This window comes from Propionivibrio dicarboxylicus (assembly GCF_900099695.1).
GTDB lineage: Bacteria > Pseudomonadota > Gammaproteobacteria > Burkholderiales > Rhodocyclaceae > Propionivibrio > Propionivibrio dicarboxylicus.
Genome location: NZ_FNCY01000023.1, coordinates 26,354 through 43,042, shown reverse-complemented (window position 1 = coordinate 43,042; position 16,689 = coordinate 26,354). Strand labels below are relative to the sequence as shown.

Below are 16,689 nucleotides of genomic sequence, written 5' to 3'. Positions count from 1 at the left end.
GTCGATCGGGACGCCTCCGTGTTAGTATTCGCCCTCCTCGTGTTGCCATTCATCAGTCTTGGCGACCGTCCGAAGGGGTTTGGCACTCCCGCCAGGCCCGATTCACCTCCTCTGTGTTTGCCCGGACTGGTTCGTGCTTAGTCGAAAATTTTTTTCGCGCACGCATGGCAAGCACTGGAATCTCCCTGCATGAAGTTTAGCGAACTGGGTCTCGCCCCCGAGATCCTGCGTGCCATTGCCGATCAAGGCTATGAGACGCCCACCCCGATTCAGGCACAAGCCATCCCCGTCGTCCTTTCCGGGCGCGATCTGATGGCCTGCGCGCAAACCGGCACCGGCAAGACCGCCGGCTTTTCCCTGCCGATTCTTAACCGCCTGGCGACTTCTCGCCGGGCCGGACCGCGCAAGATCCGCGTGCTGATCCTCACGCCGACGCGTGAGTTGGCGGCACAAGTCGAAGAGAGCGTGAGCACCTACGGAGCTCATCTTCCTTTTACCTCGCTGGTCATGTTTGGCGGCGTCGGCATCAATCCACAGATCGCCGCACTCAAGAAGGGCGTGGACATTCTTGTCGCCACCCCCGGCCGTCTGCTCGATCACGCCCAACAGGGCACCATCGACCTGTCCGGCGTCGAGGTCTTTGTTCTCGACGAAGCGGACCGCATGCTCGACATGGGCTTCATCCACGACATCAAACGCGTGATCAAGCTGGTGCCAAAGCAACGACAGAATCTGATGTTCTCGGCGACCTTCTCCGATGAAATCCGCGCACTCGCCAGCGGCCTGCTGAACGACCCTGCGTACGTTGAATCCGAGCGCCGCAATACGGCGTCCGAGCTGGTCAAGCAATACGTCTACAAAGTGGATCGTGAGCGCAAGCGCGACCTCCTCATCGACCTCATTCGCGAGAAGAATTGGCACCAGGTGCTGGTATTTACGCGCACCAAGTGGGGCGCCAATGGACTGGTCGAGAAGCTGCTCAAGGCGGGCATCGAGGCCAATGCCATTCACGGCAACAAGAGCCAGAACGCGCGCACGCGGGCGCTGGCCGACTTCAAGAACGGCGAACTGCATGTGCTGGTGGCGACCGACATCGCCGCGCGCGGTATCGACATCAACGAGTTGCCGCACGTCGTCAATTACGAACTGCCGAATGTCGCCGAGGATTATGTGCATCGCATTGGCCGTACGGGCCGCGCCGGTGCCGAGGGCGCTGCGGTTTCACTGGTTTGCGTCGATGAGCACAAACTCCTGCGCGACATCGAGCGCCTGATCAAGAAGCCGATTGAAGTGCTCGAACACCCGGGCTATGCCCCGGACCCGACGATTCGCGCCGAGCCAATCCTGATGCGTTCGGCCGCGCCCAAAGGGCGTGGCGGTCAGCGTGCATCAGCGCCGCGCAGTAGCACGCCAAAACAGAAGACGGCGCAAAAACCCAAAACCAACGGCCAACGCGGTGGCCCCGCCAAACCGGCAAGTGCCGCACAGCATCGCGGTAGCCGGCACCACTAATCGACAATCGACAGCAGGCGTGCTGCGCTTTCTTTAACGGGCTTGTGTCATCGACTCCGCCAGAACGATGAAGGACCGTTCTGGTTGAGTCATGACGCAACTGACTATTTTTTTAGCTGCGACGACGGGGGGGACGAGGCGCCTGGCCGCGATTTTCCAGGTGCCGAAAGTTGATTCTTCCCTTGCTCAAGTCATAGGGAGAAATTTCAACCGTCACCTTGTCGCCCGCAATGATGCGGATAAAGTGCTTGCGCATCTTTCCCGCCGTATAAGCAACCAGGTTGTGGCCGTTTTCAAGTGTCACGAGAAAACGCGAATCCGGCATGACTTCCGACACGACACCTAACATCTCCAACAATTCTTCCTTTGCCATTTTGCTCTCCATTCAACGGATAAAAAAAAGCCTGGGCTATGCCAGGCCTTTTTGGCGGCCGGGACCTGAAAACCCGACCAGAATGATCTGTCATCAAACGGGTGTGACGTTGCTGGCCTGTTGGCCTTTCGGGCCGCGGGTCACTTCGAAGCGAACTTGCTGGCCTTCTGCAAGGGTCTTGAAACCGTTGCCCTGAACCGCCGAAAAATGAACGAAAAGATCCTCACCGCCCTGATCGGGGGTGACAAATCCAAAGCCTTTGGCATCGTTGAACCACTTGACCGTACCGGTTGCCATATCTTGAAACTCCAATGAAAAATGCAGGGAAACTCCCCTGAAAAGAGCGAAAGTCAAGAAAGCAAGGTACTTGGAGGAATTGCGCCGAAGAATAGCGGGCGGGAAAACCGACAAACAACACAAACAACACTTGAGGAACGCGGGGCGGACTATGCGCGCTATCCCCCGCAATAGCAAGGACAGTTTTGCGGTGCTTGTGTAACAGTCGCCGAAAATTAACAAAATCATATCGCGCAGAGGAGTTGCAGCACGTCCCGAAAATGAAAATGAATCCGCGCCCCCCAATCCAGTACACTCGCCCCCTTCAGCCGTTCTTTCCCAAAATGCCAAAGGTTCCCGATGCGCCCCATTCACGATATTGATGTTCTTCTGTTACTCGCGTTGGCGCTTTCTTCAAAGCGGCGGCCAGCCCAGCTCGGCGAGATTGTCGCAGCGGCCGAGGTCGTCCAGAGCATCATTCCTGCCAATGTGCAGCTGATCGAAAGCTTCTCCCGCTTATCCAGGGCGGGCCTGATCTGCGCGCTGGATGACGGGTTTACGCTGACAGCGGAGGCCCAGAAGATCATGGTCAATCCCTCGGGAACCAGCAATACCTCACGTCGAATCGCCAGCATCAAGGAAAAACTGGCGCTCTACGAAGCCACGGCTGAGCACCCGCCGATTCTGCTCTCTGCCAAGGAAGTCAGCGCCGCCATTCTCGGCCATCGCGCTTCGTCCAAGAGTGCAGGCAACAACACCCTGTTGGCTCCCAAACCCTCCGCCGAGAACAAGAAAGCGCGCCCCGGCCAACGCCAGCGCAAGCCACTCCCCGCAAATCGACACAAGAACTGACCGACATGACCGAAACCTCTGCGTCCCTCGCCGCCACCGAAACACATTCCTTCGACACACTCTCGCTGTCGCCCGGTTTGCGTGCCGCGCTGGAGCAACTCGAATACCGGACGATGACGCCGATCCAGGCGGCCAGCCTGCCGATCTCCTTGGGCGGACATGACCTGATCGCGCAGGCCAAGACCGGTAGCGGCAAGACGGCGGCTTTCGCCATTACGTTGCTGACCAATCTCAACCCGCGCCGCTTTGCCGTGCAGGCCATGGTGCTTTGCCCGACGCGCGAACTGGCCGAGCAGGTGACGCAGGAGATCCGTCGGCTGGCGTGTTTCGAAGACAACATCAAGGTACTGTCGCTGTGCGGAGGCACTCCGATCGGTCCGCAACGCGGCAGCCTCGAACACGGTGCGCATATCGTCGTCGGCACACCGGGACGCCTCATGGACCACCTGGAGCGCGGCAGCTTGCGCCTCGATGCGCTCAACACACTGGTGCTCGATGAGGCTGACCGCATGCTCGACATGGGCTTTTTTGACGACATCGTGTATGTCGCCGAGCACTGCCCGCCCAAGCGCCAGACCCTGCTCTTCTCCGCGACCTATCCCGAAGGCATCGAGCGACTGGCAAAGCAATTCCTGCGTCACCCGCAGGAAGTGAAATTGCTGGAACAGCATGAGGGCAGCAAAATCCGCCAGCGGTTCTACGAAGTCAAACACGAAGAACGCTTGCAGGCCGTGACGGTGTTGCTCAAGCATTATCGACCGATCAGCACATTGGCATTCTGCAACACCAAGCAGCAGTGCCGCGACTTGCTCGACGTACTGCATGCCAGCGGCTTTCACGCGCTGACCCTGAATGGCGATCTGGAGCAACGCGAACGCGATCAGGTGCTGATCCAGTTTGCCAATCGCAGTTGTTCGGTGCTGGTGGCGACCGACGTTGCCGCCCGCGGTCTGGACATCGACCGACTGGAAGCGGTCATCAACGTCGACGTGACGCCCGATCCGGAAATCTACGTGCACCGTATCGGCCGGACCGGCCGCGCCGACGAGGACGGCTGGGCATTCAGCCTCTGTAGCCCGCGCGACCGGCGCCGCGTCGATACCATCGCCCGCATGACCGGCACGCAACCCGAATGGCATACACTGGGCTCACTGCAAAGCGGCAACGATGAGGCTTTCCGTCCGCCCATGGTCACGCTTCAGATTCTCGGCGGTCGCAAGGAGAAGATCCGCCCGGGCGACGTCCTCGGCGCCTTGACGGCAGAAGCGCCCGGAACGCGCACGTTTACCCGCGAACAGGTCGGCAAGATCACCGTGACGGACCAAAGCACCTACGTCGCCGTGGCACGTGAACTCGCCGGCGAAGCGGTGCGCAAGCTCGCCACCGGCAAGGTCAAGGGCAAAAGTGTCAAAGTGCGGGCACTGGAAAATTGAGGGGGCGTCGAAGGTGTCCGTGACACGGTACCTGCACGGCAAATGCCCCGGTTGCTTGCCGCGACATTGTCCTCGGCATCGGGAGCCGATGGCATCAGACCGCGTCGCGTGAATTCCCTTTACCCCCAACATCTCTGGCGGCGATCCGCCAAAGTCGCCAAACCATCTCATCACAGAAAGTCCTCTCCGAATGCAGGCAAACGCTAACGAAAATCCCAGGTATGCCGTGGTTGCTGCCGTTCAACGACCGACGGTGAACGACACGGAATTCGAAGCCTCCCTCGCCGAGCTGCGCGATCTGGCGAAAACACTGGGGTTCAAGGTTGTCCACACCTTCACGCAAAAGCGCCCGGGATTCGATACGACCGCCTACATGGGCACCGGCAAGCGCGAGGAAATACGCCGTTTCGTGAACAACGAAACCGGGGATGATGACATCGAGATGGCGGAGGATCACAGCGGGGATGTCGTCATCGACGCCATCCTCGTGGACCACGAGATCTCGCCTTCGCAAGCCCGAAACCTGGAGATTGAGATCGGCTGCGAGGTGATGGATCGCACCATGGTCATCCTTGAGATTTTTCATCGCAACGCCCGATCCCGCGCCGCGAGAGCGCAGGTGGAAATTGCCCGTCTCGGCTATATGGCCCCGCGCCTGCGCGAAGCGGCGAAGCTGGCCGGACCGCAAGGACGACAGCGCAGCGGCATGGGCGGCCGTGGGGCGGGTGAATCGCATACGGAACTGGACCGCCGCAAGATTCGCGACCGGATTGCCGAACTCCAGCAGGAGATCATCGCGATGGATGCCGAGCGAAAAATCCAGCGCTCACGACGACAGGAACGTCAGGGCCTGGCATGCACCGCCCTCGTCGGTTACACGAACGCCGGCAAATCGACGCTCATGCGTGCGCTCACCGGAAGCGAAGTGCTGGTGGCCAACAAGCTCTTCGCCACGCTCGATACGACCGTGCGCACGCTTCAACCGGAGAGCGTTCCGCGTGTACTCGTCAGCGATACCGTCGGCTTCATCAAGAACCTGCCGCACGAACTGGTGGCTTCCTTCAAATCCACGCTGGAAGAAGCGCTGGACGCATCGCTCTTGCTTCACGTCGTCGACGCCAGCGATGCCGGGTTTGAACGTCAGCTGGCGGTGACCGACAAAGTGCTGGACGAAATCGGTGCCAGCGCAGTGCCACGCCTTCTCGTTTTCAACAAGATCGACTGTGTCGGTGACGATGCCGCGCAACTCGAACGCGAAGCGATGCTCAAGGGAATATACCCTGATTGCATAGTAATGAGCGCTCGCCGGCCGGAGGATGTCGCACGACTGCGCAAGACGATCGTGCGCTATTTCCAGAAGGATCTCGTCGAAACCGAACTTCTTCTCCCGTGGTCGGCGCAGCAACTGCGCGGGGAGCTTTATGCCAGTTGCGAAGTGCTGGAAGAGAGCGCCGTCGTCGAGGGGGCCATTTTCCGCGTCCGTGGCGAGCACGACACGCTGGAAAGCCTGCGTGAGAAATTCTCCCAGGCGTCATAGAAGACAAGGCGCGCCGTGTGCGCTCCATTCGGATAATGGCAAACCACGTTTTCGGAGCCGCGCCACGCCAGTCTGTGCGGATGTATGTCGGATAAGCGGTGGATTCCTGCCGGACCGGGCACATCCCGCCAGCAGCCGCAAAGACCAATGCGCGGAAAAAAAATGGCCGGGGAATTCTCCGGCCATTTTCCATTTGCTCGAGCAACGCTATTCGGATCCGACCAACGCTATGCCTTCTGACCCAGCGATGCCGAAGGAATTATTCCACCGTCACTGACTTCGCCAGGTTGCGCGGCTTATCGACATCGGTACCGCGCACCAGCGCCACATGATACGCAAGCAACTGCAGCGGGATGACATGCAGCAGGGCCGACAACTGCCCGTAGTGCTCGGGCAGGCGCATCACATGCACGCCCTCCGAAGCCGGCATTTCACTGTCCGCATCGGCAAACACATACAACTCGCCGCCACGCGCACGCACTTCCTGCAGGTTCGATTTCAGCTTTTCGAGCAAGGCGTCGTTCGGCGCCACGGCAATGACCGGCATATCCTTATCGACGAGCGCCAGCGGGCCGTGCTTCAGCTCGCCGGCCGGATAGGCCTCGGCATGGATGTACGTGATTTCCTTGAGCTTGAGCGCGCCTTCGAGCGCGATCGGATAATGGCGCCCCCGGCCGAGGAACAAGGCGTCCTGCTTCATCGCGAAGTCTTCCGACCAGGTCTGGATCGCCGGCTCGAGCGCCAGCACCTTGCCGACCGCGACCGGCAAATGCCGCAAGGCCTGCAACTCGGCAGCCTCGACCTCGGGGCTAAGTCTGCCGCGGAGTTTGGCGAAGATCAGCGTCAGCAGATACAGCGCCGCCAGTTGCGTGGTAAACGCCTTGGTCGACGCGACGCCGATTTCCGGCCCCGCCCGTGTGATGAAGCGCAAGGCGTTCTCGCGCACCAGCGACGACTCCGGCACATTACAGATGCATAAGGTCCGCGTCATGCCAAGCGACTTGGCATGCTGCAATGCCGCCAGCGTATCGGCCGTCTCGCCTGATTGCGACAGCGTCACGACCAGTGTTTGCGGGTCCGATACCGAGTCGCGATAACGGTATTCGCTCGCCACCTCGACATTGCATGGCACCCCGGCAATTCCTTCGAGCCAGTAACGCGCGACGAGACCGGCGTGATAACTCGTGCCGCAGGCCACGATCAGCACCTGGCGCACATCGCTGAGCAACTCCTCGGTTTTCGCACCGAACAGCCCCGGCTGAATGCTGCGCGCCGTGCCGAGCATTTCGAGCGTATTGGCCAATGCCACGGGCTGCTCGAAGATTTCCTTCTGCATGTAATGGCGATATTGGCCGAGCTCGACCGCGTCGGCGGAAAGATGCGATTCGCATTCCGGACGCATCACCGGCGTTCCATCGACACGCGTCACCCGCACACTGTTGCGCGTGATCTCGGCACAATCGCCGTTCTCCAGATAAACGATACGCCGGGTCACCTGCAACAGCGCCGAAGCGTCGGACGCCGCGTAATTGCCGTCTTCGGCGACGCCGAGCAGCAAGGGAGAGCCTTCGCGGGCGACGATGATGCGTTCCGGCTCGCTCTCACGCAGAATGGCGAGCGCATAGGCGCCCTGCAACTGTGAAATCGCCGAGCGCACCGCCGTGAAAAACTCCGGGGTCTTCTTGAGTTCCGAGGCCACCAGATGCGCGACGACTTCGGTGTCGGTATCGGAGGTGAATTCATAACCTTCGGTCTTGAGTCGAGCGCGCAGGCTTTCATGATTCTCGATGATGCCGTTGTGAACCACCGCCAATCCACCGGAAATATGCGGGTGCGCATTCCGCTCGCAGGGTACGCCATGCGTCGCCCAGCGCGTGTGGGCAATGCCGGAGCCGCCCTGTGCGGCGGTGCTTTCCGCCTGTGCCGTCAACTCGGCAACGCGTCCGACCGAACGCAGGCGCTTCAAACCGTCGCCGTCGATCAGCGCCAGCCCGGCCGAATCGTAGCCACGGTATTCGAGACGGCGAAGTCCCTCAAGAAGGACGGGAACGATATTGCGATCGGCGACCGCTGCAACAATGCCACACATAATTCAGCCCACTGCGGAAAAATGAAAAATGAATACGAGGTCCGGGATATGTCCGCTCACTTCTTGGTCGGGCGCTTCCAGCCCTCGATCGCCGTCTGCTTGGCGCGCGTGATGACAAGCGCACCGTCGGGAGCGTCCTTGGTCAAGGTCGTCCCGGCGCCCAGCGTCGCCCCTTTCCCGACCGTCACCGGCGCAACCAACTGCGTATCCGAGCCAATGAAAGCATCATCTTCGATGATCGTCCGGTGCTTATTGGCACCGTCATAATTGCAGGTGATCGTGCCGGCACCGACATTGACGTTGCGACCAATCGTCGCATCGCCGATATACGCCAGATGGTTGGCTTTCGAATGCGCCGCAACCGTGCTCTTCTTGATTTCGACGAAATTGCCGACATGCACATCCTCGGCCAATTCGGTGCCAGGCCGCAAGCGCGCATAGGGACCGATCTGCCCATCCGGACCGACCACCGCGTCCTCGACATGGGTGAACGCCGCGATTCGCGCCCCCGCGCCGATCTTCGCCTGCTTGATGACACAGTTCGGACCAATGCTCACCGCATCACCAAGTTCGACGCGCCCCTCGAAGACGCAATTGACGTCGATGAACACGTCGCGCCCGCATACCAGTTCGCCGCGCACGTCGAGACGCGCCGGATCGGCGAGTCGCACGCCGTGCTCCATCAGGCGATCGGCCGTGCACCGCTGGTGGATGCGTTCGAGTTCGGCCAATTGAACCTTGCTGTTGACCCCCAGCACCTCCCACTCATGCTGCGGATGCGCGGTGCATACCGGCAAGCCCTCGGCCACGGCCATGCCGACGATGTCGGTCAGGTAGTATTCGCGCTGTGCGTTGTTGTTCGACAGGCGCCCCAGCCAGTCGTCGAGACGTGCCGTCGGCATTGCCATGATGCCGGTATTGATCTCGCGAATCGCCCGCTCCTCGCTCGTCGCATCCTTTTGCTCGACGATGCGGACGACTTGTCCCGCCGCATTGCGCACGATGCGTCCGTACCCGGTCGGATCCTCGAGTTCGACCGTCAGCACGGCCAGCGCATTCTCGGCCGCATGCAACAGCCGCCGCAAGGTCTCGACCGAGGTCAGCGGCACGTCACCATAGAGCACCAACGTCGTCCCCTGCCGATCGAGATGCGGCAGCGCCTGCTGCACGGCATGCCCGGTTCCCAACTGCGGTTCCTGCAAGGCCCAGGCAAGATCGGGGGCGGCCAACGCATTACGGACAATTTCGCCGCCGTGGCCATAGACAACGCAGAGTTTCTGCGGCGACAGGCTGCGCGCGGTTTCGATCACATGCGAGACAAGCGCCTTGCCGGCGATGGGATGGAGCACCTTGGGCAGGTTGGAATGCATGCGCTTTCCCTGCCCTGCCGCCAATATGACGATATTCATTGCACGTATTTCTTCAAAATTAAAAGACCGGACTGTCGCCAGCCGGCCTTGATGACCACAGCATGACGATTCCGCTTAGCGGTCGTCCTGCCCCGAAAGGATTTCTCCGAGCATCTGCTTGCCCTTCGGCGACACATACCAATGCAGCACGCCCTTGTCATTGATGCGCGTTTCGATGATGCCGAGATTCTTGAGCACCGTCAGTCGCGTGCTCACTTGCTCGCGCGCCAGACCGGTCTTTTCCGTCAAACCGGCGAGATTGCCAAAGACATAGTTATCCTCGGCCAGCGCCCGCAGGATCTCGATGTCGTTATAGGCAAGCGCTTCCTTGCCATTTTCGGCGGCACGCCCCGCTGACGATTCGGCCGGCGCCGCGTTTTCTTCGCGTGCCACCGGGAATGCCAGCGGTTCCTGGCGCTGTTCCTTGATCTCGACCATTTCGCGCTTCATCTGGTCCATCTGGAAACGCAGGCGGTTGGCGACATTTTCGAAGAGGCGCCGCGAGGAAACGACGTAGATGAGACAGAACCCGGCAAAAACGAAAAAGTCGACCGGTCGCGTTCTCGCCGCTTCGAGCAGATTGCTCGAAATCATGTTCAGAAACAAGGGAACGGTCAGCGCAGCAGTCACCCCAAGCGTGAGGTACTTGCCGAGATCGCGACGTGCCGCCTCGCCCTGTCGCTCGCTAAGATAGAAATTCGCCACGCCGCCGACGATACCGGCGACAACCATGATCACCAGAATGACCAGCATGTAACCGTCAAGCGAACCGGGCAGCACACTGACCTGCAACGATCTCTGCAACTCGGGATTCATCGCCCCTCCCTGATCAAATCAGCCGCTACTATGCCATAGCTGTCGCCGAAGCAGAAGTAAAAAACCCCGCTCCGGCAGCGCCGGAACGGGGTTCCGTTTAACGACAGGTGCATTAACGCGGCAGCGTCGTCGTCCCCATCAGGAAGGCATCGACCTCGCGCGCGCACTGGCGTCCCTCGCGGATGGCCCAAACCACCAGCGATTGACCGCGGCGGACGTCGCCAGCCGCGAACACCTTGGCGACGCTGGTCGCATAACAGCCTTCGCCGTCGGTGGTCGCCTTGGCGTTGCCACGCGCATCCTTTTCGACGCCGAATGCGTCCAGCAGGCCGCCGACGGGACCGAGGAAGCCCATGGCCAGGAAGACGAGGTCGGCCTGATAGGTCTTCTCCGACCCCGGGACTTCGACCATTTTCCCGCCCTTCCACTCGACTTCAACGGTGTTGAGCGACTTGAGCTGCCCGTTTTCACCGACGAATTCCTTGGTCAGGACCGAGAACACGCGCTGCGTGCTGCCTTCGAGATGCGAGGTCGAGGTCCGCAGCTTGAGCGGCCAGTACGGCCACGTCAGCGGCTTGTTCTCCTGATCCGGCGGACACGGCATCACCTCGAACTGCGTCACCGACGCGGCACCATGACGGTAGCTCGTACCGACACAGTCCGACCCGGTATCGCCGCCACCGATGACGATTACATGCTTGCCTTTGGCGCTGATCGGGTTTGTCTTGGTCGTCGCCACCTGCTTGTTCTGGGGAATCAGGAACTCCAGGGCGGCATACACCCCCTTGAGTTCGCGCCCGGGAATCGGCAGATCACGCGGCACTTCCGAACCGGCGGCCAGTACGACAGCATCGAAGTCGCGCTTGAGGTCGTCGGCGCTGACAAACTCGGTCGCATCGCAGTTGATGCCGGCCGGCACGTCCTTGCAAGCGACCAGCACCTTGGTGCGGAAAACGACACCTTCGGCCTGCATCTGCTTGACACGCCGCTCGATCAGCGACTTGTCGAGCTTGAAGTCGGGAATACCGTAACCGACGAGCCCGCCCGGACGGTCGTTCTTCTCGAACACCGTCACATCATGGCCGGCACGCGCCAACTGCTGCGCGGCAGCCAGGCCCGACGGGCCGGAACCGACCACAGCGACCTTCTTGCCGGTCTTGACCTTCGGCACCTGCGGCACGACCCAACCCATCTGCCATCCCTTGTCGATGATGGCATGCTCGATCGACTTGATACCGACAGCCTCGTTGTTGATATTGAGCGTACAGGCGGCTTCACACGGCGCCGGACAGATGCGGCCGGTAAAGTCGGGAAAGTTGTTGGTCGAATGCAGAACCTCAAGCGCACGCTGCCAGTTGTTACGGTAAACGAGGTCATTCCAGTCCGGAATGACGTTATTGACCGGACAACCGTTGTGGCAAAAGGGAATGCCGCAGTCCATGCAGCGCGACCCTTGAACGCTGGCCTGCTCGTCATTGAGCGTGGCCACAAACTCACGATAGTGCTTCAAGCGCGCTTCAGCAGGCTCATAAGCCTCGGAGAGACGCGGATTTTCCATGAAGCCGGTCGGCTTTCCCATTTATACAGCCTCCTGTTGCAATTTTTCCGATTTCTGCGCCGCCATTTCCGTCAGCGCCCGACGATATTCATGCGGCATGACCTTGACGAAGCGCGCCCGACTGTTAGACCAGTCGTCGAGAATACCGCGTGCACGCAGACTGCCCGTGTATTTGGCATGTTTCTCGATCAGGCCCTTGAGCAGCACTTCGTCGGCGAGTCCAAGGTGGCGGACATCGACCTTGCCATGGCTCTCGAGTTCGTCGCCGACGCCGCTGCCCTTGCGTGCAGCGATTTCGTCCTCGACCGGCTCCAGCGCGACCTGCGCCATGTTGCAGCGCGATTCGAAGCTGCCCTCGGCGTCATAGACATAAGCCACGCCACCGGACATCCCGGCCGCGAAGTTCCGGCCGGTCATGCCGAGCACGACCACCGTACCGCCGGTCATGTATTCGCAACCATGATCGCCGACGCCTTCGACCACCGCCGTCGCCCCGGAATTGCGCACGGCGAAGCGTTCGCCCGCAACACCGGCAAAGAAGGCCTCACCCTCGGTCGCACCGTAGAGCACAGTGTTGCCGATGATGATGTTCTTGGCCGGATCGCCGGCAAAGTCGGGATTCGGCCGAACGACGATGCGTCCGCCGGAAAGGCCCTTGCCGACATAGTCGTTGGCTTCGCCGACGAGATCGACCATGACGCCGTTGGCCAGGAATGCACCGAAACTCTGTCCCGCCGACCCATTGAAGGTCAGATGGATGGTGTCGTCCGGAAGGCCGGCATGCCCGTACTTGGCAGCGACCCGACCGGACAGCATGGCACCGACCGTGCGGTTGGAGTTCACGATCGGCAGTTCGACGCGAACCGCCTTGCCCTTGTCGAGCGCCGGTTTGGCCAATTCGATCAGCTTGTTGTCGAGCGCCTTGGCGAGTCCATGATCCTGCGTCTCGCAATGGGAAAGCGGTTCGCCCGCCGTCCGTGCCGGCGCATGGAAGATGCGGCTGTAATCGAGACCTTGGGCCTTCCAGTGGGCAACGCCCTTCTTCATGTCGAGCAGATCGGAACGGCCGATCAGTTCGTCGAAGCGGCGGATACCCATCTGGGCCATCAATTCGCGCACTTCCTCGGCAATGAAGAAGAAGAAATTGACGACGTGCTCGGGCTGGCCGGTGAACTTGCGACGCAAGACCGGATCCTGCGTCGCCACGCCGACCGGGCAGGTATTCAAATGACACTTGCGCATCATGATGCAACCGCTGACGACCAACGGCGCCGTCGCGAAGCCGAATTCATCGGCGCCCAGCAACGCGCCGATCAGCACGTCGCGACCGGTCTTGATCTGTCCGTCAACCTGGACACGGACACGACCGCGCAGATGGTTGAGCACCAGTGTCTGCTGCGTCTCCGATAGACCCAGTTCCCACGGCGAACCGGCATGCTTGATCGACGACAGCGGGCTGGCGCCCGTGCCACCGTCATGACCGGCGATGACGACATGGTCGGCCTTCGCCTTGGTGACACCGGCGGCAACCGTGCCAACGCCAACCTCGGAAACCAGCTTGACGCTGATCGAGGCATTCGGGTTGGCGTTCTTCAGGTCGTGAATCAGCTGCGCCAAATCCTCGATCGAGTAGATGTCGTGGTGCGGCGGCGGCGAAATCAGACCGACGCCCGGCACCGAATGGCGCAGGAAGCCGATGTATTCGGACACCTTGTGACCCGGCAACTGACCGCCTTCACCCGGCTTCGCGCCCTGCGCCATCTTGATCTGGATCTGGTCGCTGTTGGCCAGGTACTCGACCGTCACGCCGAAACGTCCGGAGGCGACCTGCTTGATCGCCGAACGCAGGCTGTCGCCCGCCTTGAGTTCGAGATCGCGCTCGATGCGGCTCTTGCCGACGACGTCGGACAGCATCTGGCCGTCCTTGACCTTCTTGAAGCGGGCCGGATCCTCGCCGCCTTCGCCGGTGTTCGACTTGCCGCCGATCCGGTTCATGGCGATCGCCAGGGTGCTGTGCGCCTCGGTCGAGATCGAGCCGAGCGACATCGCACCGGTGGCAAAGCGCTTGACGATGTCCTTGGCCGATTCGACTTCCTCGAGCGGCACCGCCGGCCCCGCCGACTTGATCTCGAACAGGCCGCGCAGCGTCATGTGGCGCTTGCTCTGGTCGTTGATGACCTTGGCGTATTCCTTGTAGGTGTCGTACTTGCCCGAACGGGTCGAATGCTGCAGCTTGGCGATGGCATCCGGCGTCCACATATGCTCTTCACCGCGCATGCGGAAGGCATAGTCTCCGCCCGCCTCGAGCATGTTGGCGAGCACCGGATCGTTGCCGAACGCCTGCTTATGCACGCGAATGGCTTCTTCCATCACGTTGAATACGTCGATGCCCTCGACCTGCGACGACGTGCCGGTGAAGTACTTGTCCACCATCTTCTTCTGCAGGCCGATGGCCTCGAAGATCTGCGCGCCGGTGTAGGACATGTAGGTCGAGATGCCCATCTTCGACATGACCTTGAGCAAACCCTTGCCGATGCCCTTGACGAAATGCTTGACGTACTTGTCGCCGTCGGCGCCGCCCATCGTCTTGAGGATTTCCAGCGCGAGGTACGGATGCACGGCTTCGGCACCGTAGCCCGCCAGCACGGCGAAGTGGTGCACTTCGCGCGCCGAACCGGTTTCGACAACGAGACCGACGCGCGTCCGCAAGCCCTGCGTCACCAAGTGCTGATGCACCGCCGAGGTGGCCAGCAACGCGGGAATCGCGACGTTATCCTTGTTGAGCTTGCGATCCGAAACGATCAGGATGCTGCAGCCGCGATGCACCGCGTCTTCGGCTTCGGCGCACAGCGACGCCAGGCGGGCCTCGACGCCTTCCTTGCCCCAGGCGAGCGGATAGCAGATATCGAGCTCGGCCGAATGGAACTTGCCATCGGTATAGGCATCGATGCTGCGCAACTTGGCGATATCGCCGAAGGTCAGCACCGGCTGGGTCACTTCGAGACGATACGGCGGGTTGATTTCGTTGATGCCGAGCAGGTTCGGCTTCGGCCCGATGAACGACACGAGCGACATGACCAGTTGCTCGCGGATCGGGTCGATCGGCGGGTTCGTCACCTGCGCGAAGAGCTGCCGGAAGTAGTTATAGAGCAGCTTGTTCTTCGCCGAGAGCACCGCCATCGGCGAATCATTGCCCATCGACCCGGTCGCTTCCTCGCCCGACTTGGCCATCGGCTCGAGAATGAACTTGATGTCTTCCTGCGTGTAGCCGAAGGCTTGCTGGCGATCGAGCAGGCTTTCGGGCGTCTGCGGCGCCCCTGCATTTTCCGGTTCCTGCAGGCTGTCGAGCTTGATGTTGATGCGTGCGACCCAGTCCTGATAAGGCTTCTGTCGCGACAACGAATCCTTGATCTCGAGGTCGTCGATGATCCGCCCCTGATCGAGATCGATCAGGAACATCTTGCCAGGTTGCAGGCGCCACTTCTTGACGATCTTTTCCTCCGGAATCGGCAGCACGCCGGCTTCCGAGGACATCACCACCATGTCATCGTTGGTGACGAGATAGCGCGCCGGCCGCAAACCGTTGCGGTCGAGCGTCGCGCCGATCTGGCGCCCGTCGGTGAAGGCCACGGCGGCCGGGCCGTCCCACGGCTCCATCATCGCCGCGTGGTACTCGTAGAAGGCGCGACGCTTTTCGTCCATCAGCGTGTGCGATTCCCAGGCTTCCGGAATCAGCATCATCATCGCATGCGCCACCGTATAGCCGCCCATCACCAGAAGTTCAAGCGCGTTGTCGAACGACGCCGAATCGGATTGGTTCGGGTAGATCAGCGGCCAGATCTTTTCGAGGTCCGGACCCAGTAGCGGTGACCAGGTTCCCTTTTCGCGCGCGCGCATCCAGTTGTAGTTGCCGCGCAAGGTATTGATTTCCCCGTTGTGCGCAATCATGCGGAAGGGGTGGGCCAAGCGCCAGTCGGGGAAGGTGTTGGTCGAGAAGCGCTGGTGCACCAACGCCAGCGCCGAGACAAAGCGCTCGTCCTGCAGGTCGAGGTAGTACTCGCCGACCTGATCGGCCAGCAGCAAGCCCTTGTAGACGATCGTCCGCGCCGACATCGAGGGTTGGTAGAACTCCTTGCTGTGCTCCAGGCCCAGTGCGCGAATCGCGTTGGCGGCACGGCGGCGGATGATGTAGAGCTTGCGTTCGAGCTGGTCGGTCACCATGACATCGGCACCGCGTCCGATGAAGATCTGGCGCATGATCGGCTCGCGCACCCGGACATTCGGCGACATCGGCATATCACGATTGACGGGAACATCCCGCCAGCCGAGCACCACCTGACCTTCGGCCCGAACGGCACGTTCGATTTCCTCCTGACACGCCAGGCGGGAAGCGTTTTCCTTCGGCAGGAAGACCATGCCGATGCCGTAATCGCCGGCCCGCGGCAGGACCACGCCCTGCTTGGCCATCTCGTCCCGGAAGAACTGGTCGGGAATCTGAACCAGGATGCCGGCGCCGTCTCCCATCAGGGGATCCGCTCCAACGGCGCCGCGGTGATCCAGATTTTTCAGGATCAGCAGCCCCTGTTCAATGATCGAATGGCTTTTGTCGCCCTTAATATGCGCCACAAAACCGACGCCGCAAGCGTCATGTTCATTTACGGGGTCGTACAAGCCTTGCAGCTCTGGTAACGCCGAATCCTTCACGCTCAAGTCCTCATAAACATGGATCGATGATGACACCTAGAGAAAACACCCATCGGCAAAAAAAGCTGGCACGAGGCCAGCTTTCTCTGTCGCCCGAAAGGCGGTCTTTGATTCTATAACAAAAAATCGC

Annotated in this window: 11 protein-coding genes; 4 read left to right on the top strand and 7 right to left on the bottom strand. The window is 60.8% G+C overall.

Translation table 11 applies throughout. The features are described 5' to 3' along the window. Nucleotides 1-189 precede the first annotated feature (189 nt). On the top strand, nucleotides 190-1,512 hold the full coding sequence (locus BLR25_RS18840) for a DEAD/DEAH box helicase (protein ID WP_091940001.1): 1,323 nt from the start codon (nucleotides 190-192) through the stop codon (nucleotides 1,510-1,512). A gap of 112 nt (nucleotides 1,513-1,624) precedes the next feature. Here the strand turns inward: BLR25_RS18840 and infA are convergent, their stop codons facing one another. After that, nucleotides 1,625-1,885, bottom strand: coding sequence for a translation initiation factor IF-1 (infA, locus tag BLR25_RS18835; protein ID WP_091940036.1), 261 nt, complete (start codon nucleotides 1,883-1,885; stop codon nucleotides 1,625-1,627). A 93-nt stretch (nucleotides 1,886-1,978) separates the two neighbouring features. Further along, the gene (locus tag BLR25_RS18830) at nucleotides 1,979-2,182 is read right to left on the bottom strand and encodes a cold-shock protein (RefSeq protein WP_091940000.1); all 204 of its coding nucleotides are present in this window, start codon (nucleotides 2,180-2,182) and stop codon (nucleotides 1,979-1,981) included. 339 nt (nucleotides 2,183-2,521) lie between these two features. On the opposite strand from BLR25_RS18830, the gene BLR25_RS18825 reads away from it, so the two are divergent. The 3 genes from BLR25_RS18825 to hflX all read left to right on the top strand — a co-directional run bounded on the left by BLR25_RS18825 (nucleotide 2,522) and on the right by hflX (nucleotide 5,983). Beyond that, nucleotides 2,522-3,013, top strand: a complete 492-nt coding sequence (locus tag BLR25_RS18825; RefSeq protein ID WP_091939998.1) for a hypothetical protein — start codon at nucleotides 2,522-2,524, stop codon at nucleotides 3,011-3,013. A gap of 5 nt (nucleotides 3,014-3,018) precedes the next feature. Then, nucleotides 3,019-4,446, top strand: coding sequence for an ATP-dependent RNA helicase DbpA (gene dbpA / locus BLR25_RS18820; protein ID WP_091939996.1), 1,428 nt, complete (start codon nucleotides 3,019-3,021; stop codon nucleotides 4,444-4,446). A gap of 190 nt (nucleotides 4,447-4,636) precedes the next feature. Further along, entirely contained in the window at nucleotides 4,637-5,983 is a 1,347-nt protein-coding gene (hflX, locus tag BLR25_RS18815; RefSeq protein WP_091939994.1) for a GTPase HflX, read from the top strand. Between the two features lie 259 nt (nucleotides 5,984-6,242). Here hflX and glmS read toward each other — a convergent pair whose 3' ends face one another. From glmS to BLR25_RS18790, 5 genes are all read right to left on the bottom strand, one after another. Then, nucleotides 6,243-8,072 (bottom strand): glutamine--fructose-6-phosphate transaminase (isomerizing), encoded by a 1,830-nt coding sequence (glmS, locus tag BLR25_RS18810; RefSeq protein ID WP_091939993.1) that lies wholly within the window; start codon nucleotides 8,070-8,072, stop codon nucleotides 6,243-6,245. Nucleotides 8,073-8,128: 56 nt separating this feature from the next. Continuing rightward, complete coding sequence (gene glmU / locus BLR25_RS18805) at nucleotides 8,129-9,481, bottom strand: bifunctional UDP-N-acetylglucosamine diphosphorylase/glucosamine-1-phosphate N-acetyltransferase GlmU (protein ID WP_091939991.1); 1,353 nt, start codon at nucleotides 9,479-9,481, stop codon at nucleotides 8,129-8,131. A 75-nt stretch (nucleotides 9,482-9,556) separates the two neighbouring features. Then, nucleotides 9,557-10,297, bottom strand: coding sequence for a helix-turn-helix domain-containing protein (locus tag BLR25_RS18800; protein WP_091939989.1), 741 nt, complete (start codon nucleotides 10,295-10,297; stop codon nucleotides 9,557-9,559). 112 nt (nucleotides 10,298-10,409) lie between these two features. Beyond that, complete coding sequence (locus BLR25_RS18795) at nucleotides 10,410-11,876, bottom strand: glutamate synthase subunit beta (protein ID WP_091939987.1); 1,467 nt, start codon at nucleotides 11,874-11,876, stop codon at nucleotides 10,410-10,412. Beyond that, on the bottom strand, nucleotides 11,877-16,559 hold the full coding sequence (locus BLR25_RS18790) for a glutamate synthase-related protein (protein WP_091940034.1): 4,683 nt from the start codon (nucleotides 16,557-16,559) through the stop codon (nucleotides 11,877-11,879). Between the last annotated feature and the right edge of the window lie 130 nt (nucleotides 16,560-16,689).

What these genes read in the sequence shown, in the direction of transcription:
- BLR25_RS18840 (WP_091940001.1), top strand. Translation starts at nt 190, where the DNA reads ATGAAGTTTAGCGAACTGGGTCTCGCCCCCGAGATCCTGCGTGCCATT.
- infA (WP_091940036.1), bottom strand. Translation starts at nt 1,885, where the DNA reads ATGGCAAAGGAAGAATTGTTGGAGATGTTAGGTGTCGTGTCGGAAGTC.
- BLR25_RS18830 (WP_091940000.1), bottom strand. Translation starts at nt 2,182, where the DNA reads ATGGCAACCGGTACGGTCAAGTGGTTCAACGATGCCAAAGGCTTTGGA.
- BLR25_RS18825 (WP_091939998.1), top strand. Translation starts at nt 2,522, where the DNA reads ATGCGCCCCATTCACGATATTGATGTTCTTCTGTTACTCGCGTTGGCG.
- dbpA (WP_091939996.1), top strand. Translation starts at nt 3,019, where the DNA reads ATGACCGAAACCTCTGCGTCCCTCGCCGCCACCGAAACACATTCCTTC.
- hflX (WP_091939994.1), top strand. Translation starts at nt 4,637, where the DNA reads ATGCAGGCAAACGCTAACGAAAATCCCAGGTATGCCGTGGTTGCTGCC.
- glmS (WP_091939993.1), bottom strand. Translation starts at nt 8,072, where the DNA reads ATGTGTGGCATTGTTGCAGCGGTCGCCGATCGCAATATCGTTCCCGTC.
- glmU (WP_091939991.1), bottom strand. Translation starts at nt 9,481, where the DNA reads ATGAATATCGTCATATTGGCGGCAGGGCAGGGAAAGCGCATGCATTCC.
- BLR25_RS18800 (WP_091939989.1), bottom strand. Translation starts at nt 10,297, where the DNA reads ATGAATCCCGAGTTGCAGAGATCGTTGCAGGTCAGTGTGCTGCCCGGT.
- BLR25_RS18795 (WP_091939987.1), bottom strand. Translation starts at nt 11,876, where the DNA reads ATGGGAAAGCCGACCGGCTTCATGGAAAATCCGCGTCTCTCCGAGGCT.